Here is a 25732-nt window from a genome sequence, read left to right on the forward strand (position 1 = left end):
GGATGATTCACATGAAAATTGCGATAGCGCACGATTACTTAATCCAAATGGGCGGCGCGGAAAGAGTGGTGGAAGTCTTTCATCACATGTATCCCGAGGCTCCAATCTACACAACGGTTTTTAACGGAAGCCGCCTTACTGACAATCTCAAAGATGCGGATATCCGTGCCTCCTGGCTGCAAAAGATTCCGGGGGTAAAGACCAATTTTAAAGGGGTGCTGCCACTTTATCCAATGGCCATCCGTGATTTGGACTTTCGCGGTTTCGATATCGTCCTGAGTTCCAGCAGTGCTTTTATGAAAAGTATTCAAGTTCCTAAACACACGTTTCATCTTTGTTACTGCCATACGCCTATGCGCTTCGCATGGGATTATGACACCTACATGGAACGTCAGTCGAATTCCGGGCTATTCAAAAAAATGCTTAAGGTATACATGCAGCAGCTCAAAACGTGGGACCAGCGGACTTCCAAAAATGTGAATCAGTTCGTAGCCAATTCTTCAGTTGTGAAGACGAGGATTCAGAATTATTATCACCGGGATGCCGATGTCATATTTCCACCGATTAATACTGCCCGGTTTACAAGCTCTTCTACCATTGGTGACTATTATTTAATAGTATCTCGGCTTGTTTCCTACAAGCGGATTGATCTGGCAGTGGAGGCTTTTAACCGCAACGGTCTTAAGCTTTATATCGTGGGAGATGGACCGGATCGCAAGCGTCTCGAAGGCATGGCTAAGGATAATGTATCGTTTCTGGGCCGGCTAGAAGATGAGCAAGTGACTGGAATGATGGCACAGTGTCGGGCATTTATTTTTCCAGGAGAAGAGGACTTTGGAATTACACCGCTGGAAGCGAACGCGGCCGGAAGACCAGTAATCGCTTATCAAGCAGGCGGGGCACTAGATACTATTATTCCTTATGTAAATGGTGTGTTCTTTCAGCATCAAGAAGTGGAGGATCTGCTTAAGGCTATTTATGAGGTAGAGTCCTACGCTTGGGATATTGATCAAATTATGGAGCATGCACGTAAATTCGATGAGCAGGCGTTCATGGTTAAGTTCAAGCAGTATGTTGAGCAGGCCTACGTCAATTTTCTAAAAGGAGGATGATTGTATGAAGCTGACAGTAATCGGGACTGGGTATGTGGGTCTTGTATCTGGCGTATGCTTTGCACTGAGCGGACATCATGTCATCTGTGTGGATAAGGACGAGGAAAAGATTAAGAAGCTGAAACAGATGGAATCGCCCATTTATGAGCCGGGAATTGAGGAAATGATTGAACTGAATCTTCGAGAGGAACGGTTATCTTTTTCTGCGGATCTTCAGGACTCGGTGCGGCGTTCAGATATCATCATTCTTGCTGTAGGTACGCCATCGCTGCCTAATGGTGAAGCAGACTTAACCTACATTGAGGGTGCAGCTGCTGAAATCGCTAAAGCGATGGAGGGGAACAAAATTATAATGACTAAATCTACAGTACCCGTAGGGACAAATGAAAAAATCTCCCAAATGCTCTCTAAGTATACCCATCATTCTTTTGATATCGTGTCAGCACCTGAGTTTTTACGTGAAGGGTCAGCGATTCGCGATACCCTCCATCCCGATAGAATTGTTATTGGCCTTGATAATCCAGAGCTGGAACAAACCATGCGCGAGCTTCATAAGGGTTTCACAGAAAATGTATTTGTAACAGATATACGCAGTGCTGAAATGATCAAATATGCTTCGAATGCATTTTTGGCCACAAAAATCTCCTTTATTAATGAGATCGCCAATATTTGTGAAAAAGTGGGAGCTGATGTAACCGAGGTAGCTGAAGGAATGGGTATGGACCAAAGAATCGGGTCATCCTTCCTGCAGGCTGGTATCGGTTATGGAGGCTCCTGTTTCCCGAAAGACACTAATGCGCTCATTCAAATCGCGGGCAACGTCGATTACGAATTCAAATTATTGAAATCTGTAGTCGAAGTGAACAAGGGACAACGGTTTATGATCATCTCCAAGCTGCATGAATCACTTGGCAGCCTGCACGGTTCGACGATTGGGATATGGGGGCTTGCCTTTAAGCCTAATACTGATGATGTCCGCGAAGCTCCAGCCAGAGAGATTGTTGAGGCACTGGTGGCTGAAGGGGCAACAGTCAAACTATATGATCCAATCGCAGCTCCTAATTTCAGGCAGCAATATGATCATCCACAGCTTCGCTGGTGCCATCTGCCAGAGGAAGCGGCCGAGGGCAGCGATGCCGTATGTCTTTTGACCGATTGGAGCCTGCTCAAGGACATTGATCTGCATCAGCTGGCGAAAAGCATGCGTAATGGGGTGCTGATCGATGGGCGGAATGTGTATTCCAAGGAGCAAATCGAGGGTACCGGCCTCGTTTATCATTCTGTCGGCCGCCCGCAGATGGGTGGATTGAGCGGTTATTCTGCTAGTGTGGCTGGAGCGGTTTAATCTAAGTTATATAGATTGAACTTGTGATTTTTCTATTTAGGGATGAGGCGTGACTCCATAGGATGTTTGGACTTCCGGCCGCTGTTGTCTGCAGATTTCCTGATTTTAACCGCTAATAGCGGTAGAAATCCGCAGACAAAGGCGGACGCTATCGCTCCTCCAGTTCCAAAATTCTCCTTCGCCACTTCGTTCCCTTATCTTAAGTTTCTAAGCAATTTATAAAGTTAGGTACTCTGATTGTTTATCGCAGTAGCAGATAACCTTGTTGTTGTAGTAGTACTTGCGTTGGCTGCTGCCTCCATAGGAGCAGAAGCAAATCTTTAGAAAAACGTGCTGCCTTCCGGCTGGTACAGCCCGGTGCAGTACGGTTCAAGCATTTAGAGGAAGTTGGTTAGGTAAAGAACGGAAAGGGAATTTGGAACTGTAGAAACGGAGTGTTCGCCCGAAAGATTTCCGTAGGAAAGCTAGCTTCGAAAGCATATGCTATCCTCGGATTTCTACCGCTGGCGGCGGTTCAAATCAGGAAATCTGAGGATAACAGCGATCGGAAGTCCAAAATCCCTTGGAGTGGTTCATACCTAATAAATTTTTTTAATGCATCCGCTCGAAATAAGGCTAAGCGGAAGCTGACGTTTTGATAACAATTCAATTATGCTCGATTTCCATAATTCAAGGAGGGTTCATCTATGAAAATGGTACTTCTATCAGGCGGCTCAGGTAAACGGCTATGGCCGTTGTCCAACGACTCACGTTCAAAGCAATTTCTAAAGGTACTTGAAAGCCCTCAAGGTGAACCGGAATCCATGGTACAACGTGTCTGGAGACAGCTGGAGGAAGCAGGGATGGCAGAATCATCTTATCTGGCCACCGGCCGCGGTCAAGTAGAAATGATACAAAGCCAACTGGGAAGTCATGTGCCGATTATCGTTGAACCGGAGCGTAGGGATACTTTTCCGGCCATCGCCTTAACAGCTACCTATCTTTATTCGGTTGCAGGTGTTTCTCCAGCGGAGACGATAGCCATTTTGCCTGTTGATCCTTATGTAGAAGCATCCTTTTTCGATACCATAGCTATGCTTGAGGGGACCATGCTGGAAAGCGGAGCAAATCTGGCACTAATGGGTGTTGTTCCTGAACATGCCTCAGAGAAATACGGATATATCATTCCTACCACTGAAGAGGCGGGGGGGAATGGTTTTATGAAGGTGAGTCACTTTCAAGAGAAACCAGACCGCATACAAGCAGAACAGCTCATCGAACAAAATGCATTGTGGAATTGCGGAGTGTTTGCCTTCCGTTTAGGCTACTTGTTAGATATTTTGCAGCGTAAAGGGTTGCCTTTAGGATATGAAGAATTGCAGAAGCAGTATAAGCTATTGTCTTCCATCAGCTTTGATTATGAAGTGGTGGAGAAAGAAGAACATATTGTGGTGCAACCTTATGATGGATTCTGGAAGGATCTTGGAACTTGGAATACGCTGACAGAGGAAATGAGCAGCAAGCATGTAGGAAAAGGTTTTGTGACGGCGGATTCTGAGGGGACTTGCTTGATTAATGAGCTGGATATTCCGATTACGGTAATTGGTGCGAAGGATCTGATCATCGCGGCTAGCCCGGATGGTATTCTGGTTACCCATAAAGCTGAGAGCCCACGGATTAAAGAAGTGCTGAAGACCTTTGAACAGAGACCGATGTATGAGGAACGCCGCTGGGGTCATTACAAAGTTATTGATTATGTGAAATACGACGAGGGTAATGAAGTGCTGACCAAACGGATTTTTATATCCGAGGGGAATAATATCAGCTATCAATTACATCGCAAGCGTAGTGAAATTTGGACAATCGTCAGCGGCGAAGCAAGTATTGTGCTGAATGAGAAGAAACATAATGTGAAGGCTGGGGACGTGGTACGTATCCCGGAAGGAACGAAGCACGCGATCCTTGCTTTGACGGATGTTGAGTTTATAGAGGTACAGACGGGTTCTGAGTTAGTAGAAGAAGATAATATTCGTATTACTTTAGACTGGAATGATATAGAACTACAACAATTCATTTCATAGGTCTAACCTATCTATTTAACCAATCTGAAATTTCTTTAAACAGGTAAATTGACTCAATTATCAAAAAAAGTCATAAAAACACTAAATATATCATTAATTGTCGTCGATACTTACGGTAAGAGAGATTATTTCTCTTAAATTGAAAAGGCAAACCTATCGAAAGGTAGGGACGCAAAGCTATAGGGCCTTCGAAAGAGTGGCAGCCTGGCTACCGAAAGGGAGATTATTTTGAAAGCTTACCGTACGTATCGATTATTTGGCGCATTTCTGTCACTCGTCCTGTTTCTGACTGCACTTCCGCTTACTGTTGGAATTTCGCCGTCTGTTGTCATAGCTGCTTCAAATTCTGGTACCCCAGTTACCCCAGGAGCCTCACCCGAAGCCGTAAAGCTGCTTAACTATCTTTACTCGATTTCAGGAAAAGGTATTATTGCTGGTCAACATGACTATTTAGAAAGTCCAGATGAAATTAACAATATGCTGAAGGGAACAAGCGGACAGTACGCAGCTCTTCACGGTTATGAACTGGGCGCGATCAGTGGCCAGTCCGAAGGAACGATGGCCTGGCAGCGTCAAAATGTGGTGAACAGCGCCATCAACTGGAATAAAGCGGGCGGGATCGTAGCTATGACTTTTCATGCTAACCTGCCAGGCACCGCTTATGACTGGGGTAATGTGAAAAAAACGCTTAGCCAAAGTGAGTTCGATAGTTACGTTACACCGGGTACCAAGCAATATAACAGTCTGATCGCTGAACTTGATAAGGTAGCAGTCTCCCTAAAGAGCTTACGTGATGCCAACGTTCCGGTACTTTGGAGACCCTATCATGAAATGAACGGAAACTGGTTCTGGTGGGGGAAGAAAAACAACTTTTCAAAACTTTGGAATGTTATGTATGACCGTTTTGTTAACGTTCATAAATTAAATAATTTGTTATGGGTATGGAGTCCGAATGCTCCGAATGTTTGGTCAGATCCTTATGCGTCAACTTATCCAGGAGCAGATAAAGTAGATATTCTGGCAGCAGATATATACGAAAATGATTACCAGCAAAAATACTATGATAGCTTGTTGAGTCTAGCCGCTGGCAAACCGATTGCGATCGGGGAGAATGGTGAAGTGCCTAATCTGGAGAAGCTACAGCAATCGCAAAGTAAATGGACGTATATGATGAGCTGGGGAAAAATGCTTTACGATAATAACAGTGCAGACACAATCAAAACTTTTATGAATAGCAACTATACCCTGACTAGAGATAAATTAAATACTAGTCTGGTACCGAAGCCTAGCGCTGCACCAGCGCCGGCACCTTCCGAAGAAGAGGGAGAGGCAGCAATTCCTCTTGCGAAGGGGCTTGCAGGAGAATATTATAACAACATCCAGCTGTCGGGAGCAGCAGCTCTTACTAGAACAGATGCGATGATCGATTTCAATTGGCGGCTAGGATCGCCGGATGCCGCCCTCGGGATTGATCGTTTCTCCATACGTTGGAGCGGTAAAATTAAGCCATTATATGAAGAGCAATATACATTTTACACTACCTCAGATGATGGCATCCGTGTCTGGGTGAATGGGGAATCTGTGATTGATAGCTGGACTAAGCAAAGTGGTACTGAGCGTAAGGGCACCATAACGCTGACGGCTGGCCAGCTATACGATATCAAGGTGGAGTATTACGAGAATGAAGGCGATGCGAGAGTCCGCTTGATGTGGGAAAGTGCTAGTCAAGCTAAAGAGACAGTTCCAGCAAGTGCACTTTTTCTTCCGGATGTCTCCTGATTGATGAAAATTAAAGGTCGATCCTTAGTAGCTCTGCGTTATTGCAGAGCTACTAAGCTATAGTCCTCATTAGGTCAGAAGACGATTGTCCGATAACAGGTATGTTCATTTATTACCTGTGGAGGCAGTACAGCTACCGAAAGGAGGATTTATTTGCGTAAATATTATAAGCAAAACAGATTGTTGTTTACTATATTACCGGTGTTTATTATTTTTTCCTTGCTGCCTTGGGGAGAGGTTAGGAGTCTTCCGAAGGCTATGAGTGTTTCTTCCTCTCTACCTCCGGCTATACCAAGCAATCCATCAGCTTCTGAAGAAGCCAAGCAACTGCTGAGTAATTTGGTGAATCTACGTGGCAAAGGAATCCTGTCCGGCCAGCATGATTATCTAGAAAGCCCAGATGAACTGGTTCATAAGCTGAAAAATACTTCGGGACAGAATGCCGTTTTACATGGTTATGAATTAGGGGCGATTAATAATCAATCCAAGGGGACGATCGCAGAACAGCGGCAAGCTGTTATTGACAGTGCAATTGAGTGGCATCAAGAGGGTGGCATTGTAGCCATGACATTCCATCAGAGTTTGCCGGGGACATCTCCAGAATGGTCCAATGTAAACAGAAGTCTCAGTCAAGAAAAGTTTAATGCTTATGTTACGCCTGGGACGGCTCAGTATAAGCGTCTTATTTCTGATCTAGACGAGATCGCTGGATATTTAGAACAGCTGCGTGATGCCGGAGTTCCAGTCTTATGGCGACCTTACCATGAAATGAACGGCGGTTGGTTTTGGTGGGGGAAAAAGGACAATTTTTCAGCGCTTTGGAATATTGTCTATGATCGTTTTGTAAACACACACAAGCTAAATAATCTACTGTGGGTGTGGAATCCAAATGCACCGAATGAATGGGCAGATCCATATGCTGCATATTATCCCGATGCGGATAAACTCGATGTTCTGGCTGCGGATATCTACAATAACGATTATAAGCAGTCCTACTATGAGGATCTGCTTGCACTTGCTGAAGGTAAACCTATCGGAATCGGGGAGAGCGGACAGCTGCCGAACCCGGAAATATTAACCGAGAAACAAAATAAATGGGTCTATATGATGACTTGGGGAAAATTACTGACAGAAAATAATACGCTACAGTCAATTAAAAGCTTTATGAATGAATCGTTTATAGTATCGAGAGAGGATTACGTTCTCGCATCAGGAGGCCCTTCGACAGCACCGGTAACCCCGGTAACGCCAACGGGTTTAACTGGAGAATACTATAACAATACTGATTTAGAGGGAGAAGCGGTACTTATCCGCGATGACCGTAAGATTGATTTTAATTGGCATGGCGGGTCACCTGCCCCGGAGATAAATGAAGATCGTTTTTCTGTACGCTGGAAAGGGAAGCTCAAGCCTAAATTCAGTGAAAAATATACGATTTCGGCATCCTCTGATGATGGAGTCCGTGTCTGGATTGACGGAAAGCTGATCATCGACAATTGGAACAATCAAAGTGCAACCCTTCATAAAGGAAGTATCCCGCTCACAGCTGGAACGCTTTATGATATCCAAATTGAATATTATGAGAATGAAGGAGATGCCAATCTTCGTTTACTGTGGGAGAGTTCAAGCCAGAAGCAGCAGGTAATTCCACAAGGAGCATTGTTCCTTCCTTAATCTAATGAAATGATAGGGTTAGACATTCCGGAAGAAAGAGAGGACCTATGGATGGGAATAACGAGGAGAATATCTAATGGAAAAAATAGAATATCTACAAACAAACCATTACTGTTGTTACTGAAATTCGCCGCATTAACCGTCTTGTTTCTGTTGTCTGTCTCAGTTTTCGGAACGAATAAGACGAATGATTATAAGGTAGGTGCCAATATACCGAGACTATCTACAGGAACTGATGCTGCAGCAGAAATACCGGATGGTACTGTGATCTGGAATCTGGGACAACATGATGGCTCAGCAGCTGAATTCGCTGCGAGTGGCACTTCCGGCAGTAAGAAGGTATTTAATGTTCCTTCTTCAGCACTCAAACTATCGGCTCTTCAGAGCTTGCCTGCAGGCTTGAATGGAAAGACCCAGCCGGAATTAACGATCACTTATCAGCTAAATAAGATCCCGGAGAATGGGGTCTTATTTAGCGTAGGTATTCTGAATGCTTATAAATCCGTGCCGCAAATGAGTGTGTTTTCCAATCATCAATTGTCGGGGATCATTCAAATTGCTGGCGTATCGGGCACAGAAAGTGAATATAGCTTTCAAAAGTCCTATGAATTATACATTCCCAAGGAGCAATTGAAGCTGGGAACGAACGAATTGAAGCTGCAAACGGTTCGCTGTTTATATTGCAGTGACAAAGAAGACGAATATTCCTGGTGGACTTGGGATAATCTCCGTTTAGAATCTCTTAACGCTCCAATTTCCGAGCCTATTCATGGCAGCTATACACTGACCGGAACAGTAGTGAATAATAAGCAATTTTATTTTGATGAAGGTGCGGTTACGCATTTGCCTTATGTTATCAAATGGCTAGGGATGGCTTATAGCGGTAATGTGATGCGTACTAGCTGTGCCAGTGATGTCGGGAGATCCTGCTCAGATATGATGGAATATTACAAGGTATTGCAGGATTACAACATGCAGGCGGTTGCGCTGTATTTGCATACTGGTGATATTAAGCTTAAGGCAGATGGCTCGTTGCCAGCTGATGCGGAGAAAAAGCTGACAGATTATTTTGAGCAATATAGCCCCTATTTTCAATATTATGAGGTAGATAATGAACCAGGATTATTCAATCGTTCTAAGGCAGTTAACTTGGCGATTGCGGATTGGCTAAATAAAAAGGGCAAGCAAATCGCGCCCCATTTACAAACAGTTGCTCCAGGCTGGGCGTATTGGCCGAGCTACAGTGAGGATTCCTGTGGTAATCAGAAGGGAACTGGGAAGGAATGTGGAGATCCGGATGGCTGGGAACGAGATCCAGAGCAGCGTATGGAGCTGGAGAAGGTCACGGATTTGACCAATGGACATTCCTACGGCGACTCTTATATTTTTAGCAATGGGGGAAGCTTTACTGAGAATTTGAAGACCTTCGATGGTGCAGACAATGGGCTCGGCAAAAAAATGCTGACCACTGAATTTGGTACCTCGGACAGTCATGTGGATGCCTATCAATACGGGGCAACGGAGCGGACAGCGGCTGTATTCGACCGGATCATGCGTGCGCATATTGGTTATGCGGATATGTTTGTGCAGCATGCTGCTTTTTTTAAAGATTTCAGTTTATTCAAATACGGGTTTAATTTAGAAGAGCATGATCCGGCAACCACAGAGATTTACTATACAAAAGAGAACGAGGATTCACGTGTCAGCATTATGAGAAGGCTCAGTCTTGCTTATGCTACGCATGGAGCTCCATTAACTTACCAAGTTGCAAACAAGGATGTGTTAGCCGACAAGCTGGTTTATGTTCGCGCCGTGGATACTTCTACATTAAAACCTCTTGCGGGTAGCGGAGCGACCTCAAATAAGATATTGGTTAATTTCGTTAATTTTGAGTCTACCCCACAGACCGTGAGTGTAAATGTGACTATGCCGAAAAACGGTGTGTATGAAGGGGAGCGTTTTGGAAACGGGGATACGTATGAAAAAGCAAGAAGTTATATAACAGGGAAAAAGGCTACTCCCACGTTAACCTTTACGGAGACACTTGCTCCAGGAGAGGCTGTGCAGTACATTTTGCAGCTCTCCTCTGAAGTAAAGCCGTCGGCACCTAAAGGATTCAAAGCCGCAGCAACAAAAGGTTTATCTGTAAAATTACATTGGTTGGAGGCACCAGGAGCAAGCTACGAGTTACTTAGAGCTGATGGTAGCGGTGGGGAAATGAAAGTGATCGCTACTGATGTGAAGCTAACAGAGTACACGGATCATAATTTACATGAAGGAACTTTATATACCTACGCGGTAAGGGTATCCGGCTCCAATTTACTGTCCGATAAAGTTCAGATCACAGCCACCGGACTGGTTCCTCTGGATCGTACTAAATGGAAGGTATCCTCAAATGTGAATACGGTGGCATCGGCTCCAAGTCTTGCCATCGATGGGGATCGGCGTACGCGCTGGGACACTGGAAAACATCAGGTTTCTGGAGAGTATTTTCAGATTGATCTGGGTGTAGCACATGAAATTGAAAGAATAGATTTGGACAGCACGCTATCTCCTTTTGATTATCCAAGAGAATATGTAGTTTATATTTCTGACGATGCTCAAAACTGGAACAAACTCACCTCTGGAAAAGGCACAAAAGAGCTTACGAAGATATCCTTTTCTAAGGTAAAGACACGGTATATCAAAATTGTACAGACCGGAGCCGGCGGAAATTATTGGTCTATTCAAGAGTTACAGGTGTACTCCAGAGAATAAGCAATCCTTTGAATTTATATAATCGTATATAGCGCACACTAAATAACTGTGAGATAGATCTACAATGGAATAGGGAATTCTTCCCTATAAATTTTGTGTTTTAGGGTTGAACAGGTGGAATATAGGCAATTTCTCCCTGTATTCCAGCGGATATCGCTGTCTTTTAGAAAATCCTCCGTATTATAGGGAGAAATTCCGCATAACTGGGCAATTGTGAGGAAATCATCCTAAATAGAGGGAGTTTTTCCCCATAAAACTCCCTCCCCAACGCCCCATCACAATTTCTTAGACTGAGTGCAGAAGGTGGGGGAGTTTGGGATATGAAATTTTACAAAAGGTACAACAATGATTGCCTCGTACACTCCAATGTTAAGTTAACAGAGGCTTATTCACCTGCGAGGGTGATTTTGCTTGTAGATCAGAATGTATATGTTCCACGGCATTAATTATCCTTCTCTTTCTTGCAGAAACGGAAACCGTCCCTAAAAGGACGGTTTCCGTTTTATTGTTTAAATCCGTCAAATGAAACGTAGACCAGACATATACGGCAAGGGAATTGCCTCTGATTCCCCCGAGGAATCAGAGCTGTGAAGCGGGCTCGCTGGATCAAAGAGCAGCGAGATCAGCTCCTTGTCGTCCTGCACGGACGACAAGTCGTGGCCCTTGCGGCAGCCTTCGGTCTGCCGCAAAAGCGCTTCCCGGTCTGCGATGCAGACCGTCCCGCTGTTCGCGCCGCCGCTTAAGCTGGCGCCGGAGTCCCGCAGTAGCGCGAGCAAGCCGCGCTCCTGCCACGGCACAGGCACTTGCAGCGCACCAACGCCGCCGCACAAGCCCGCCTTGGCCAGCAATGCCGCTACCGCGCTCGGCTGGCCGGCCCATTCCACCGCCGTCGCCGTGTTCGGCGCTGGCACCTCTGCCGCCGCGGGCACAGCCACCGCGGCGAACCCCTCGATGCTGCCGTCCCGAACGGCTACGAGTGTGCGCTGGGCTAAGCCCATCACACCCGCGTAAGCCCCGGTCCCCAGCAGCAGCGCCAGCTCACCCGGACTGTACACATGTCCGGCTTCGCGTTCATTGAGCAGCCGGTAGACGGCGAAGAAGTCGCCCGGCTGCATTGGCCGCAGCGTCCATTCTTCGCCTGCTGCGGCTGCAAGTGCCTGAGCCGAGCTTGCGTTCAGCTCGGCAAATTGCGTACCTCCGAACGGTACGCACCCTGCTCGGGTGTATAACGAACGATCACCCGAGACAAAAATCAGCGATGCCTCGGCCTCGGCAGCGTGACTCTGGCATAGCTGCAGAAGTTGGCCCGCCAGCCCTTGGCCACGAAAAGCGGGATCGGTGCAGACAGCACCTATGGAGAATACATTCAGGAAAGCATCTCCAGTTTTGATCGTAGAGGGTACGAGTCCCATAAAAGCAGCAACCGTTCCGTCATCGGCAATCGCCGCGTAGGAATGACTGAGTCCAGGGCGGAAAATAAGTGGAAACAGCTCTTTCATTGAAGTGGCACCCGGTTCACGAAAGACAGAATCTGCGAGCCGAGCCGCTTGGTCTAGCTCCGCAGGTTTAATTAATCTCAATTGCATAACATTCAACCTCCTATATGTACAGACGATGGGGAGAAAGCATTTACATAAAGTATAAGGCCCGGGGAATGAAATCTCCAATCTTGTTTATATTATTCAATGTCTCAAAAGGATATCGAAAAGGGTAATAAAGTACATAAATAAGGAAGCTTCTTATATTTTAAAGCTAGAAGAGAAAGGGAAGTGAATAATCGGTGTCCCAACTTGCAGATAATATTATATTATTACTGGCAGCACTCCTGCTTGTAGGCGTATTTTCCACCAAGTTTTCCACTAAATTTGGAATGCCAGCTTTAGTGCTGTTTCTTGCTGCGGGGATGGTGCTAAGCCAATTTGTTTTTTTTAACAATGCTTCCTTAACGCAAATGGCCGGGATCTTCGCATTGGTTGTCATATTATTCGAAGGTGGCATGCAGACGAATATTAAGGATATTAAACCTGTTATTCGGCCAGCATTATCCTTATCAACGGTAGGCGTAATCATGACGACGGTCATTGTAGGGGTATTTGCTAAGCTAATCCTTGATGTGTCATGGCCGGAAAGCTTTCTGTTTGGAGCGATCGTTGGATCGACAGATGCGGCTGCAGTCTTCTCGGTACTCGGTGGTAAGAACATTGATAAACGTCTAACCTCGACGTTAGAAGCAGAATCAGGAAGCAACGATCCAATGGCGGTGTTCTTGACAGTCTCGCTAATCGAATGGATACAGCATCCGGATATGGCGATATGGGGGCTTCTGTTGTCTTTTATATGGGAGATGGGCATTGGCTTAGTACTGGGTTTTGTGCTGGGGAAGATCGCAGTTTTCTGTATCAATCGAATTAACCTGGATTCCACAGGTCTTTATCCAGTAATGGCGATTGGCTTTGCTGTACTGACCTATGGTTTATCTGCATGGGTACATAGCAGCGGGCTGCTGGCTGTTTATGTTATGGGCCTTACGCTTGGAAATTCCGAGCTCATGTATCACCGTACCATTATGAATTTTAGTCATGGCTTTGCTTGGATGATGCAAATATTTATGTTCATACTGCTGGGTTTGTTAGTATTTCCACAGGAGCTGGCGGAAGTGGCATGGCAAGGTATCTTGTTGTCCGTTATTCTGATGGTTGTAGCTAGACCAATCGGTGTATTTATAAGCCTGCACTTTTCCAATTTTACGTTCCGCGAGAAGACTTTGATTTCTTGGGCAGGACTTCGTGGAGCCGTTCCGATTGTGTTAGCGACTTATCCGCTGCTGGCTGACCTGCCTCATGGACGACTATTCTTTAATGTTGTTTTCTTTGTCGTACTGACCTCGGCGGTGATTCAGGGAACTAGTATATCCCCGTTAGCATCCCGATTGAAGCTTGTGGGGCAAGAAGATTCAGATCAGCCTTCCCTGATGGAGCTGGTGGCTCTTGGCAAGACAGACTCGGAGTTTAACCATATTGGAATTAATCCTTATATGCCGATTGCTGGACAGAAGATTTCAGAAATAGGTCTGCCGGATGATATCTTATTTACGGCCATTATCCGCAATAAAAAGATTGTCACTCCGCATGGCAGTACTGTTATTGAGCCTGGGGATACTGTGTACGTCCTAAGTCCAAAGAGTAAGCGAGATGAGATGAGGGCTTTCTTCCGCAGCAGGAAAGGAAAGACCGCGGAGGAGGATGTTTCTCTAATCTAGAGAAGAGACTTTTTACCAAAGTGTGACACACATAATAGGCTTCACACCATAAGCTGTGCTAGAATCGGCACAACATATAATCTCCAGAATAGTTGCAAAATACGAAAGAGTGTGTTAAATTGTATATAGATTTAGAACGAGTCTAAATACAATTATAATAAATGAACCATAGGAGGTTTTATTAATGACAACACAATTAAAGAACCATACTGAACTGCAAGCTGCTTTGAACCGCCAAACTGCAAACTGGTTCCTGCTCGGAGTAAAGCTTCATCACTATCACTGGTATGTTAGCGGATCTCAATTCTTCACATTGCATGAGAAGTTTGAAGAGCTATACAATGAAGCTGCGGGTTATGCAGATGATTTAGCTGAGCGTTTGCTTTCTATTGGTGGACAACCAGCCTCCACAATGAAGCAATATCTTGAATTGTCCGACTTACAAGAAGCTCGTGGCGGTGAAGATGCTAAAGGTATGGTACTTGAGCTCGTGAGAGATTTTAAGACTGTTGCTAAAGAACTGCAAGATGCAATTGCTACTGCTGAAGAATTGAGCGATCAACCAACTGCGGATCTGCTGATTGGCATCAGAAGCAGCATTGAGAAACATGCTTGGATGCTGAATGCCTTTATCGGCTAAGACAACATCCTTATAGGATAGAATACACAAAGAGCGCCTGCGTATGGTTAACGCATGGCGCTCTTTTTTTGAAGCATTCTATTTAATAAATACTCCACCAAATGGCACGGCTTCGCGCAGAAATCGTTTAATAATTCCATCATCGTTATTATCTCTTTCAAATCGGCGATTCTGGCGTCCGGCCTGAAACAACACAGGGCCGTGGCCCGTCATCTTCCAGTGATAGCTCATATGCTGGCTAGCTAAATGGTTGCCGTAAACGGTAAGCTCCAGCTTCGCATTCTCAGGATAGGCAATAATGCTGCCTGCATCCACATAGAGCGGGTTGTAAGGATGAAGCTCAGCTTCACATACCGTACCTTCGGTCAATATGCCAATGATGCCGTTACCCGTAAATTTCACTTTCACAATATCACGTGTAACGAGCACATTCTTCATACTTAGCACTCGTGTATCCATCGTAACTCCCTTGCTGTAGAAGAAGAGATGTTTAAAGTCGTACAATAAATCGCTCTTTCCATCAAGCTGCAGAATCTTTACCCGATAACCTGGTGGAAGGGCTGCGACAAAATGGCAAGGACCAGACATATCCGAACGAATCAATTTTCGCTTGCGATAGATGCCCTTTACATCCATAAATCTGTCCGCCCGTCCAGTGGCAGGTCCTTGATAAGCGATAATTTGCTGTGGGTGCAGCACATGAACCTCTTCCTTCTCCCCAAGGGTGAAGGCTACGGCTTGTCCGCTCCCGCTGTCGCTTTCATCTTGGACATCGATGTTCATATTTCATCTCCCTCATGCTGTAGACGTGATCTTTACTGAATGTTCAAGCTTAGCGCAGGCGGTCTCCTTTTCTAGAACGGTGAAGCATGCTGAAACGAACAATACGGATGAGTATAAAATACCCCAGAATTAGACCAATCCCCGTAAAAATAGTCACTTTGATTTTATGATAATATTCTTCGCGTGCCGTCCGGTCATTTTGCAACTCATCCACCATTTGCGTTAGTTGGCGATTCTGCTCCTGCAGGGCTTCGTTCTGTGTCCGGTAGGCCTCCATTTCCTGCATGGTATTCGTAAGCTTATCTTTCGCCTGTTGTAGCTCTTCAGCTGTCTGCTGAAATCCTTCTTTCAATTCATTGACTTCATTCGGAAGCTCAGAGAAGCTTTTGAATCCATTATAGATATCACTGAATATATTGGCTTTTGCTACTGGGGCCGGAAGAGATAAGGAAAGGGTCAGCAGAAGCAGGAGCGAACATAACAGCTGTAGATATTTACGGTATTTACGTTGTTTCATCTATATAATCACCACCCAATTTAGGCTTGTATTTCTTTTATTTTAACACAGCTTGACAGCTTCTGACAGCGTACGCTAAACGTGAATAGGGCTTCTTGGATCAGTAATATTTGCCTGCTTGAAGTGAGGTTACACATCCTTGTGAAGAACAACAAGGCTGTGCTCTACATGATTGAGAAGAGGGACTATTTATCGTATACTTTGGACGGAAAGGGGCTGCTACGGAATGAATAAATGGCTTAAGACAATGTTATTTTTGGTCGGATCTGCTTTTTTGACGAGGTTGATTCCATTCTCATCTTTGTTTCGGAATTTGGACACGATGATTCATGAATTTGGTCATGCGCTGGTGACTCTACTGCTGTCTGGCAGTGTGCTACGGATTGAGCTATATGCAAATCATAGTGGGGTCACCTATACAGCCATTCAAGATGGAGGCAGAGCGATACTAGTGTCGTTATCCGGGTATGTGCTGGCTTCTTTATTTGCATTGCTGCTCTTCTATCTCTACAGTAAAGGACGGCATGATTGGGGACTTATTTTAGCTACTACAGTAGCATTGATTATGCTGGTAATGTACGTGCGGGGAAGCTTCGGAATGATGTGGTTAGGCGGGTTTATTACGCTGAATATTTTAATGCTGGTGGTGTGGAAAAAGGCCAGCAAATATTATTATTTGTTATTAGCTTTTTTGACCTTGGAAGAGTCTGTAATGGGAAGTTTATTTCTCGTATATGCGGCCGTTGTATCCCCATCTCGTGCGGGAGATGCCAGTAACCTGGCAAGGATGACATCGGTGCCGGCCATATTTTGGGCCATCCTATTTTTTATATTTTCTCTGCTTTGCGCCAAATGGGCGCTGGGACTATTTTTTAAGCGGGAGCGAGTGCAGCCTAAACTTCAGAGTCGTTAAAGTTAAAAATATAAAATTTTCGTCATAAACAGACAAAAGGGGCTGTTTTTGCGAGAGTCAGTCTACTTAGTATGTAGAATGGCTCTTTTTTTGTCGATAATATAGAACCGAACATACATTCCATGACATGGAGTTGTCCGCCATTATTGGTACATTAATAGAAGACCCAAAATAAGAAAGAGGTGGAAAATATGATGGAAAGTATTACTCCTATATTTACGTGGGGTCAAGATCGTATTTTTGCAGGTGGAAATCGTGATGTAGTTTTACTTGTCGAATGGAAAGGAAATTTGCCTTCAGAAAATAGCCGACCAAGCAGCCACAAAGTGGTTGCACGTGATATTGAACTACGAGTTTGGCTTGAGCCACATGTAACTTTTAAGCGCTGTTATGGATGTGAAATGGAGGTAGGGGAAGGAAATTCTCTCTTGCTTAAACTAGGAAAAATAAAAACAGGACAACGCAAATTCATAGGATTGGAGTTCACTACTTCTAGTTCTGTAGCAGGTAAGTATGAAGCATTATCCCTACAGTGGAAGTATAAAAAACCAACCGTAGAGCGCGTTCGTGAACTTCCCGTGAAGGTACTTGAACTGGAGTACGCGCATCATACGCGCATTCTGAGCGATACTTGCTGCTTTTATGTTGAGAAGCATCTGGAATTGTTGAAGACGGCTGAAACGGTTGAAGAAGCAGAGGCACTACGAAGTAAAGGCCAGCATAGTGAAGCTCACGAAATGCTCAATCGGCATGCGGATAAGATTTTGCTACTCGCAGTACGCTCTGGAGATCCTTTGCTGCTTAAAGAGGCTGAAATGTTATATAAACAGATCGGGTTCGAGCATCAGCAACGAAGTAAAGCCGTTGGTGGAATTTAATATAGGACTCACTGCACGAGGATGCATATAAGCGAAAAAAGACCTATACATAAATTGGATTTTTCAGCGGATTCGGCGGAAAATTATAAGAAGAATTGTAATATAAAATGTGGTAACATAGTAAAAAAGTTCTATCACAATTTTACTTTTTTTCATAAAATAATGGGTCTATTTAACCATAAATCAAGGGGAACTGAATATGACAGACCGATTAATCCGACTGATGCGCATTATTACACTTGTTCAAGCCAAGCCAGGGATATTAGCCCGTGAATTGGCGGAACGCTGCGGCAACAGCGAGAGAACGATTTACCGGGATATGGACGCGCTTAGTGCCATGCATATTCCCATAACCCACCTGGGGCATGGAAAAGGTTATGCTTTTATTGGAAATTTTGCACTCTATCCCTTGGATTGGTCGGAAGAAGAAGCAAACGCATTTTCGCAATTACGCTATATTATGGAAGATATAAAACCAGCATTACCCATAGATTTTGAAAGCGCGTATGAAAAAATAGTCGCAGCTGAATATAAACGTAAGGCAGAGAGAGAAGAATCAATAGAACGTGCAAGAAGAGAAGTAGGGGTGGGGTGGGCAGAAAGAACAAGAAACAGTTCACATATGGAACAACACTCATTTCTTACTCCGATCCTGGAGGCTTTATTAAAGCAAAAGAGTATTCAAGCGAATTATAGTGAGAATGCATTAGAAGAGAAAGGGATCACCATTGATCCTTATTGTCTGGTCCCGCTGGAAAGTCGTTTTCATCTCATTGGATTTTGTCATCGTCAGGGTGTTATTCGTACATATCATATCAACGATTTTTCTAATGTGAAGCCATTAAATCGTTTTTTTTCGAAGGAAGCGTTTGATGTGCAAGCCTTTATGAAGCAGAAATGGTCACTAGATAGGGATAGTTTACAGGTAGAATTTAAAGTGAAATTCTCGGAACGGGTAATGGAAGGAATTAAGAAGGACGAATTACCTTTTAAGCCAAGTAAAGTGGATCGTCAATCTAGATGTTTTCACTTTAAAGTTGCAGTGGAACAAGATATAGGATTTGTCCGCTGGATTAAGAGATTCGAAGAGGAAGCGGAAATCATTGAACCGTACTATTATCGTGAAGTAATCAGGCAGCAGTTGGAAAAATGGAGCTCGCACTATAAGTAGTGACACGCTCATTTGACCTTCGTTCAATTCGAAAGATGGGGTGCTTGTGCAACCATTTAAATGGTTGCCGGAGGCATCCTTTTTTTGCGAGTAAGTCGAAGATGTACTCATTTCTAACTATCTAATTATAACAATATATAACTAAACATATCTAAACACAACTCAATCTATAGAAAATCGAAAAAACGTATGCTAGAATAGCATCTACATATATATGTGAAAATGGGAGGAATGGAAATGTTTAAGAAATGGTCAATCAGAATCTTTGGTGTATTAGCAATTTTTTTGGTTGTGAATTTATCTGCGGGCGCAGTGGTGGAGGTAGAGGCAGCCGCCAAGAAGACAGAAATTATAGTATCCGCTGCAGCCAGCTTGCAAGATAGCTTAGATAAAATGGCGCTTCTCTATGAGAAGAAACATCCCGATATTGATTTAGTCTTTAATTATGCTGCATCTGGCACATTACAGAAGCAGATTGAGCAAGGTGCTCCGGCTGATCTGTTCTTCTCTGCAGGGGATAAACAGATGAATGCTTTAGTGGATGCTGGACTGATCTCTGACCATAAGGTTCTGCTTAAGAATCAGTTGGTTCTTGTCGTACCTTCGAATTCAAAAGCTTCATTAAATACGATCACTCAACTTACGGATAAATCCTTTAAGAAGGTAGCGGTAGGGCAGCCTGAATCTGTGCCCGCTGGCCAATATGCTCAGCAATCGTTAACTGCGAAGAAGGTATGGGATACGCTGCAAAACAAACTTGTATTTGCGAAGGATGTACGTCAGGTTCTGTCCTACGTCGAAACGGGGAATGTCGATGCAGGCTTTGTATATAAGACAGATGCGTTGACTTCAAAAAAGACGAAGATCGCCCTTACTGTTGGCCCGCATGTCCACAAAGCCATTAATTATCCGGCGGGTATCGTGAAGGATTCGAAGAATCAGAAGGAAGCCAAGGAACTGTACAGTTATCTTCAGAGTAAGGAAGCTAGTGATATTTTTGCAAGCTATGGCTTCTTGCTTCCTTAATAAGAGATCATAAGTAGAAGCGGGGTGGTTAAGGATGGAAATAAACTGGACTGATTTCTTCGCCCCGGTATGGCTTTCCGTAAAAATATCAGTACTTACCAGCATCATTGTGTTTATTCTGGCAACGGCTGCAGCCAAGGCTATGGCGGGTCGTAAATTCCCTGGTTATAGCTTGGTCGAGACTGTAATGCTGCTTCCACTTGTGTTGCCGCCGACAGTTGTCGGATTTGTGCTGTTGGTCGTCTTAGGTCGCCGCAGCTGGATTGGCAGATGGTATGAACAGATGACGGAGCATACGATCCTTTTCACATGGGGGGCTGCGGTTATCGCCGCGGTTGTCGTCGCTTTTCCTCTCGTTTATCGCACAGTGAAGGCGGGCTTTGAAGGCGTGGAACCGGATCTTGAGGATGCGGCGCGTGCGCAGGGAGCAAGCGAGCTGCAAGTACTTCGTTATGTCACATTTCCTCTTGCAGGCCGTTCACTCGCTGCAGGGTACGTTCTCGGCTTTGCTCGTGGTTTAGGAGAGTTCGGCGCTACGATCATGATTGCCGGGAATATTCCTGGCCGCACGCAGACAGTGCCTACAGCGATCTATGTTGCGGTAGATGGCGGCAACATGACTCTTGCTTGGATGTGGGTGTGCTCTATTATTGTTATGTCTGCTGTAATGTTGATGTTTGTGAACCGGCGTACTTAAAAACACCAGCCAGTGATTCTCCGAGGAATGGAGAAACGTTGGCTGGTGTTTTTTGTAAATAGCTATTTTTAGTGTGAATCTTCAGCAGAAGCTCGTCAGCGCAGATCTATAGCACAAATATTGAAGAACCTTTGAGATAATTGCATTCTGTACACTTATTTCGGATGAAAAAGGGATTATTTAGATTTTAACTGTATTCTATACAACTAAAAACTAGAAAAATCCCGTATAGGGGAGAAATCAAGTGAAATAGGTGTACTAAATACAGTTATATCTATTTTGCGAGTTATTAGCAGGATTGTAGTTGTACGAAATACAACTAAATGTTCCTCCGCCGCATGCTCCGCACTGCACCAACGCAGATTTCGATTGCTCGCTATACAGTTAAGTAAGTCAGCGACTCATCAGGTCTCATAAATAATCATCCCGGTTTGCGTGAGATCATATCCGTGAATGGACCCAAGCTCACTTTGAAAGGCTGGCGAGCGTAAAATATCAATCACGGTGGCAATCCATTGCTCATGCTCCGGTTTCTTAAGCATCACTAGATCGTAAGACTCCTGAATCAAGGGAATGAAATCAATGCCATCGACAATCTTAGCAGCTTTTTCGGTACCGATGGCCACATCAGCTTCGCCTCTTGCGACTTTACCCGCGACCGCTAAATGGCTATTCTCCTCCTGCTCATATCCAGATAGGCTTGCAGCAGGAATGCCGTGCAATCGGAGTTGTTCATCCAATAACACACGTGCACCAGCGCCTCGTTCTCTATTAATCAGTTTAAGTCCATCCTGTTGTAAATGAGACCATTCATGGAGACCTCTAGGATTCCCCTTTTGAACATACAATCCTGCACTTCGGGTCAACAGACGGACTACAACATAAGAGAACCCCACAAGTATTTTACGGATATAGGGAAGGTTATATTCTCCAGTATCCCCGTCGAGCAGATGCGTACTGACGATGTCCGATTCGCCCTGATACATGGCAATCAGACTATCTAGACTGCCAGCGTAAGAACGAAGAGGGCGCTCAGTGGGCAAACAACGCTCCAAATAGGTCGCTAGAATATCGAGTGACATATCCTGACCTGTAATCACAAGGCTGTGTCCTGTAGCTTTACTATTAAATTGGCCAGAATGTGTGGCAGCTTGTGTTAGATTTGCTCCAGCAAAAGTGAGCGGCGATGTCGATAGGGTCATTCCATTTCGAGCATTCTGTTTGTAGGCTTCTAAATCGGATTGATCCACACGCATCTGTTTTCCTACACGGTAGGAGGGAAGCTCCCCTTTTTTAATCAGATCATATACTTTTAATTTCGAGATCTTCAGTAAACGGGCAATTTCCTCAGTCGTATAGGATGTGTTATCAGACATGACAAAAGCCTCCAGAACTTCATAATAGGACAAGACTACCTTATTTTGAAGTCCTGTGCAATTAGGCTACTGTGGTTTACCAGCTTGCTGTGTATTGGATAATTTGATTAATTCTGAAACGGTGACAAATCGAAAACCTTGCTTTTCTAATTCCGGCAAAATAATTTTGAGCGCTTCTCTGGTTTGAGATTGTCCATGCACATGATCATGAAACAGGACGATATCACCATTATGTGCATTTCGAATAACCTTGTTCGCGATACTCTGCACGCCAGGGCGATTCCAGTCACGAGTATCTTGATGCCAGGACCATAAAATTGGCTTTAGGCCCATATTATTTGAAGTATCAACTAGTGTCTCGTCATACATGCCACCCGGGGGTCTGAACAAAGCGCTATGCTTTCCAGAAACCTTGATGATTTCTTCTTCGGTTAAATTAAGCTCCCGCTCAAACTGGGCTTTATTAATAGGTTTTCTAAAATAAACGTGATTGTAGGTATGGTTAGCTAATTCATGTCCTTCGGAAATGACTCGTTTCGCCACATCTGGATACGCTGCAATTCTTTTTCCTATGGCAAAGAAGGTGCATTTCGCATGATATTGACTCAATACCTTTAATATTTGATCGGTTTCAGAAGGGTCGGGACCGTCATCAAACGTTAATGCAATCACTTTTTGGTTAGTATGTACTTCCCAAATCATGTCTCCTCTTTTTTCGTAGTAGTCGCGGTTCTTGCTCGGGCTACCTAGCGCGGAGTTCGTGAAGCATAACAAGAGAGAGAGGGTAGTCATCATAATTTTGCTGCTAGTTTTCATGAATTCACCTGTTTTTTTTATTTTAGAATGCTCCTTTGGAGGGTCAAAATATTCATAGTTTCAGTTTTGTAAAGACAATCAGTCTTTTTTCATGTTCTTTCTTCTTTCTGCTATATCTCCCTGTACAAGTAATAAGATTCATTCTGGCTTCAGTAGACTTACCGAAGATTCGTTCCAAGGGTGCTTCAGCAGTGGTGAAGATTTCTACAGACTCTACACTATAAGTTAGTTTTCGCCCGTCCGCATTGGATACCGTAATTTCATCACCGTGCTTAAGCTTTTTGAGGTTGAAAAAAATAGCTGGACCTATATAACTATCCACATGCCCGTCTAAAATCACATTTCCCTTAGCGCCTGGCAATATTCCTGGATACAGAATTCCTGCAATATTGCTGTCCTTAGGGACGTCCATTTGTCCATCTGGAAGCAACGTAACGGTCTCTATTTTGGCGCTTACTTTAATAGCTGGAATGCTAAGCTGAGTAGGCAGGATAGGTTTGGGTAATGATGGTTTAATATCGATCTTTTGAATAGCTTTAGTAGGCGTTATCGTTTCTTGCTGCTGTATTTGTAGTGACTTCGTTTCTGGTCTGCTTTCCTGCGAATGTGAGTCAGTACAACTGACAGTAGTTAGAGTGATGAAGGTTAAGATTAATGAAGAGATCCATTTTTTCATGTTTAAGAAAAGAAAGAGGGGATTTCCCCTCTTTCATCCTCCCTATTCAGTTTGTTCGCTAGCACCGCCATGGCCTGTTTTTGGCATTTTTGTTGCTTTCATCTGAATGCTCTTAGTGTTAATGCTTTTAGCCTTCATGCTCTTTGCATGAATTCCTTTAGTGGAGTGGCTCTTCATATGCATTTTCTTTTCATGCATTTTATGTTCTTTTTCTTTTTTCATTTTCTCAGCATGCATCATTTTTTTCTCATGTTTCGTTTCGACTGGTGCAGCAGAAGCGGAAGCCGCAGAAGCAACGGATAGCATTAAGCAAGTGGATAAAAGAGCTACGGACAATTTCTTCATAATCATTTAGTGGATCCCTCCTAGATGTTTTTTCCCTACGAAGATTAATATCTCCATTTCAGTGGCTTTTAGATTGGTGGATTGCTTCCATTGCAGTTTGGGATTGGTATAGCATTTTGTATTTTGATGTGAAAATTGTTATGAAAATGCCTTATAATGAAATTCAATATATAGACAATTGGTTAGGGGTGGGAATATGACACTTATTGAAAAAAGAGAACACCGGCAATATCCGGAAATTACCCGCCTAGAAACGTCGAGAGCTGCTTATGAGCGTGATTATTCTCGCTTGATCCATTCGCCTACTTTTCGTAGGCTGCAAGGCAAATCTCAAGTGTTCGGGGCTGGCACGGGTGATTATTACCGGACGCGTCTAACTCATTCACTTGAGGTCGCTCAGATTGCTCGTGAGGCAGCGAAAAGTCTGCTTAGATCTTATCCAGAGGTAGAGACAAGTAAAGCGGAGAACCCAGGACTTGTAATTGATCCGGAGGTCGTAGAATGCGCGGCTATTGCTCATGATTTTGGTCATCCTCCATTTGGGCATAAAGGGGAAGAGGTACTGGATAACATTCTGGACCAGCTTATTGAAAAGAAGACGAATGAGGCTGCCCTGCAATCTGGAGCAACAGGTCCAGATAGGCTGCTCATTCATGAGCAGATGAAGCAGCGCTATGAGCACTTTGAAGGAAATGCTCATAATTATCGGCTGATTATGTTTCTGGAGAAGCGGGAGAATATTGATGGCTTAAATCTGTCGGATGCTGTGCTTCTCGGAATTAATAAATATCCGTTTCCTGGTACCTCACTGAAGAAGGGGATGTACCTTCACGAATGGGCATATATTTCGGAGATTCGCAAAGAGTGGGGAATTCCAGCAGGTAAGAAAACGTTGGAAGCTCAGCTAATGGACCTTTGCGACGATATCGCTTATTCTGCACATGATTTGGAGGATGGAATTAAGGCTGGAAAGATTGAAGTGCATGAACACTTCATGCATGATTCCTATATTCAGCGGCTGATCGTAGAGAAAATTACAACGTTAGAGGATTTCTTCTGGAAGGGTTGGGAGGAGGACGGGATTCGTGCTAAGGTAGAAGAGGTGCTTAGTTCATTTCTTCGAGTATGGATGGAAAAGATGCCAACCTGTGAGAACGACTATTCCAGAACTCGGCGTGAAGTTAAGGCTTATTGGGTCAGCACCTTTGTCGCAAGTCTTGGGGTGATTCCTGATGGAGACTGGAAGAAGGTCACCTTTATAAAGGAAGGAAAAGAAGATGAGGATATGCTGCGGACCGTAAGTGTGCTAAAAAGCTTCGCTTGGGTCACGATGATTCGTGATTTACGAGTACAGCGGCTTCAGAAACGTAGTGAATGGATTCTGCGCCGTCTATGGGGAGCTTTTCTTGATCCGCAGACATCCAAAGCCATTATTCCATCGGACTGGCTGCAACGCTTCGAGAAGGATCAGAAACAAGCAAATCCTATTTGGACGTGGGAACATATGGTGATTGATTATATCGCAGGGATGACGGATGCCTTTGCGGAGAAAATATACAATGAGCTATACGGGTTGAAAGTCGGATCGATTTATGACTTGGATTAGATAAAAGAGAAGATTAAATTAAGGCCAGCCTCCATTTCATTGGAACTGGCCTTTTTTTTGTTTTTATAGAACAAGGAATATTTCGTTAGTGTTTTGTTATTATTTATTCGAATATATTTATGCTTATAAACCTTGAAATTCAGTGATTTTTCTAAAAATATTGCTATTTATTAAAATAAGTTATTGTTACTATGATATATTGATGCTAATATAATAACTAAATTGTTATTGGGAATAAATGGGGGTTGATAAAGCAGTCGAATCTTCTGCTTGAGTAATAATGAAAACCTTTACAAAACGGG

The 25732-nt window shown here is 44.0% G+C and carries 21 protein-coding genes and 1 riboswitch; of the genes, 14 read left to right on the forward strand and 7 right to left on the reverse strand.

Annotated elements, in window-relative coordinates; all coding sequences use genetic code 11:
• The first annotated feature begins 11 nt into the window (after positions 1 to 11).
• The 6 genes from M2444_RS18995 to M2444_RS19020 all read left to right on the forward strand — a co-directional run bounded on the left by M2444_RS18995 (position 12) and on the right by M2444_RS19020 (position 10727).
• Complete coding sequence (locus M2444_RS18995; protein WP_036676592.1) at positions 12 to 1112, forward strand: glycosyltransferase; 1101 nt, start codon at positions 12 to 14, stop codon at positions 1110 to 1112.
• A gap of 4 nt (positions 1113 to 1116) precedes the next feature.
• Positions 1117 to 2457 carry a UDP-glucose dehydrogenase family protein gene (locus M2444_RS19000; RefSeq protein ID WP_280787759.1) on the forward strand — a complete coding sequence of 447 codons (1341 nt, stop codon included), beginning with the start codon at positions 1117 to 1119 and terminating at the stop codon, positions 2455 to 2457.
• A gap of 686 nt (positions 2458 to 3143) precedes the next feature.
• Positions 3144 to 4517, forward strand: coding sequence for a sugar phosphate nucleotidyltransferase (locus M2444_RS19005; protein ID WP_060625067.1), 1374 nt, complete (start codon positions 3144 to 3146; stop codon positions 4515 to 4517).
• Between the two features lie 136 nt (positions 4518 to 4653).
• Positions 4654 to 4733, forward strand: a riboswitch (cyclic di-GMP riboswitch).
• A 12-nt stretch (positions 4734 to 4745) separates the two neighbouring features.
• Complete coding sequence (locus tag M2444_RS19010) at positions 4746 to 6296, forward strand: glycosyl hydrolase (RefSeq protein ID WP_094871462.1); 1551 nt, start codon at positions 4746 to 4748, stop codon at positions 6294 to 6296.
• 153 nt (positions 6297 to 6449) lie between these two features.
• Positions 6450 to 7970: a glycosyl hydrolase gene (locus tag M2444_RS19015; protein WP_280787760.1), complete on the forward strand. Its 1521-nt coding sequence runs from the start codon at positions 6450 to 6452 to the stop codon at positions 7968 to 7970.
• A gap of 51 nt (positions 7971 to 8021) precedes the next feature.
• Entirely contained in the window at positions 8022 to 10727 is a 2706-nt protein-coding gene (locus M2444_RS19020; RefSeq protein ID WP_280787761.1) for a discoidin domain-containing protein, read from the forward strand.
• 518 nt (positions 10728 to 11245) lie between these two features.
• Here the strand turns inward: M2444_RS19020 and M2444_RS19025 are convergent.
• Positions 11246 to 12313 (reverse strand): GNAT family N-acetyltransferase, encoded by a 1068-nt coding sequence (locus tag M2444_RS19025; protein ID WP_280787762.1) that lies wholly within the window; start codon positions 12311 to 12313, stop codon positions 11246 to 11248.
• Positions 12314 to 12507: 194 nt separating this feature from the next.
• Here M2444_RS19025 and M2444_RS19030 point away from each other — a divergent pair, with 194 nt between their 5' ends.
• Positions 12508 to 13986, forward strand: coding sequence for a potassium/proton antiporter (locus tag M2444_RS19030; protein WP_280787763.1), 1479 nt, complete (start codon positions 12508 to 12510; stop codon positions 13984 to 13986).
• Between the two features lie 184 nt (positions 13987 to 14170).
• A complete protein-coding gene (locus M2444_RS19035) occupies positions 14171 to 14626 on the forward strand; it encodes a Dps family protein (protein ID WP_042185198.1) in 456 nt (151 codons plus the stop codon).
• A 78-nt stretch (positions 14627 to 14704) separates the two neighbouring features.
• Here the strand turns inward: M2444_RS19035 and M2444_RS19040 are convergent, their stop codons facing one another.
• Together M2444_RS19040 and M2444_RS19045 are read right to left on the reverse strand one after the other, a co-directional pair.
• The gene (locus M2444_RS19040) at positions 14705 to 15409 is read right to left on the reverse strand and encodes an AIM24 family protein (RefSeq protein ID WP_042185200.1); all 705 of its coding nucleotides are present in this window, start codon (positions 15407 to 15409) and stop codon (positions 14705 to 14707) included.
• 49 nt (positions 15410 to 15458) lie between these two features.
• Positions 15459 to 15926, reverse strand: coding sequence for a DUF3450 domain-containing protein (locus M2444_RS19045; protein WP_280787764.1), 468 nt, complete (start codon positions 15924 to 15926; stop codon positions 15459 to 15461).
• 226 nt (positions 15927 to 16152) lie between these two features.
• Here M2444_RS19045 and M2444_RS19050 point away from each other — a divergent pair, with 226 nt between their 5' ends.
• From M2444_RS19050 to modB, 5 genes are all read left to right on the forward strand, one after another.
• On the forward strand, positions 16153 to 16839 hold the full coding sequence (locus M2444_RS19050; RefSeq protein ID WP_094877682.1) for a M50 family metallopeptidase: 687 nt from the start codon (positions 16153 to 16155) through the stop codon (positions 16837 to 16839).
• Between the two features lie 191 nt (positions 16840 to 17030).
• Positions 17031 to 17717, forward strand: coding sequence for a hypothetical protein (locus M2444_RS19055; protein WP_094877683.1), 687 nt, complete (start codon positions 17031 to 17033; stop codon positions 17715 to 17717).
• A gap of 199 nt (positions 17718 to 17916) precedes the next feature.
• The gene (locus tag M2444_RS19060; protein ID WP_094877684.1) at positions 17917 to 18888 is read left to right on the forward strand and encodes a helix-turn-helix transcriptional regulator; all 972 of its coding nucleotides are present in this window, start codon (positions 17917 to 17919) and stop codon (positions 18886 to 18888) included.
• A gap of 231 nt (positions 18889 to 19119) precedes the next feature.
• Entirely contained in the window at positions 19120 to 19914 is a 795-nt protein-coding gene (modA, locus tag M2444_RS19065; protein ID WP_481857509.1) for a molybdate ABC transporter substrate-binding protein, read from the forward strand.
• A gap of 34 nt (positions 19915 to 19948) precedes the next feature.
• Positions 19949 to 20611 (forward strand): molybdate ABC transporter permease subunit, encoded by a 663-nt coding sequence (gene modB, locus M2444_RS19070; protein ID WP_280787766.1) that lies wholly within the window; start codon positions 19949 to 19951, stop codon positions 20609 to 20611.
• Between the two features lie 404 nt (positions 20612 to 21015).
• On the opposite strand, the gene M2444_RS19075 is transcribed toward modB, so the two are convergent.
• The 4 genes from M2444_RS19075 to M2444_RS19090 form a co-directional block, all read right to left on the reverse strand.
• Positions 21016 to 21987 (reverse strand): substrate-binding domain-containing protein, encoded by a 972-nt coding sequence (locus M2444_RS19075; RefSeq protein ID WP_094871423.1) that lies wholly within the window; start codon positions 21985 to 21987, stop codon positions 21016 to 21018.
• Positions 21988 to 22053: 66 nt separating this feature from the next.
• The gene (locus M2444_RS19080; RefSeq protein WP_256989877.1) at positions 22054 to 22689 is read right to left on the reverse strand and encodes a polysaccharide deacetylase family protein; all 636 of its coding nucleotides are present in this window, start codon (positions 22687 to 22689) and stop codon (positions 22054 to 22056) included.
• A gap of 166 nt (positions 22690 to 22855) precedes the next feature.
• The gene (locus M2444_RS19085) at positions 22856 to 23479 is read right to left on the reverse strand and encodes a class F sortase (protein WP_094871425.1); all 624 of its coding nucleotides are present in this window, start codon (positions 23477 to 23479) and stop codon (positions 22856 to 22858) included.
• A gap of 42 nt (positions 23480 to 23521) precedes the next feature.
• Positions 23522 to 23830 carry a hypothetical protein gene (locus M2444_RS19090; protein WP_256989878.1) on the reverse strand — a complete coding sequence of 103 codons (309 nt, stop codon included), beginning with the start codon at positions 23828 to 23830 and terminating at the stop codon, positions 23522 to 23524.
• A 190-nt stretch (positions 23831 to 24020) separates the two neighbouring features.
• Between M2444_RS19090 and M2444_RS19095 the strand changes: the two genes are divergently transcribed.
• Complete coding sequence (locus M2444_RS19095) at positions 24021 to 25430, forward strand: deoxyguanosinetriphosphate triphosphohydrolase family protein (protein WP_094871426.1); 1410 nt, start codon at positions 24021 to 24023, stop codon at positions 25428 to 25430.
• Positions 25431 to 25732: the final 302 nt, after the last annotated feature.

This window comes from Paenibacillus sp. PastF-3, from assembly GCF_029893135.1.
Lineage (GTDB): Bacteria > Bacillota > Bacilli > Paenibacillales > Paenibacillaceae > Paenibacillus_AQ > Paenibacillus_AQ nitricinens.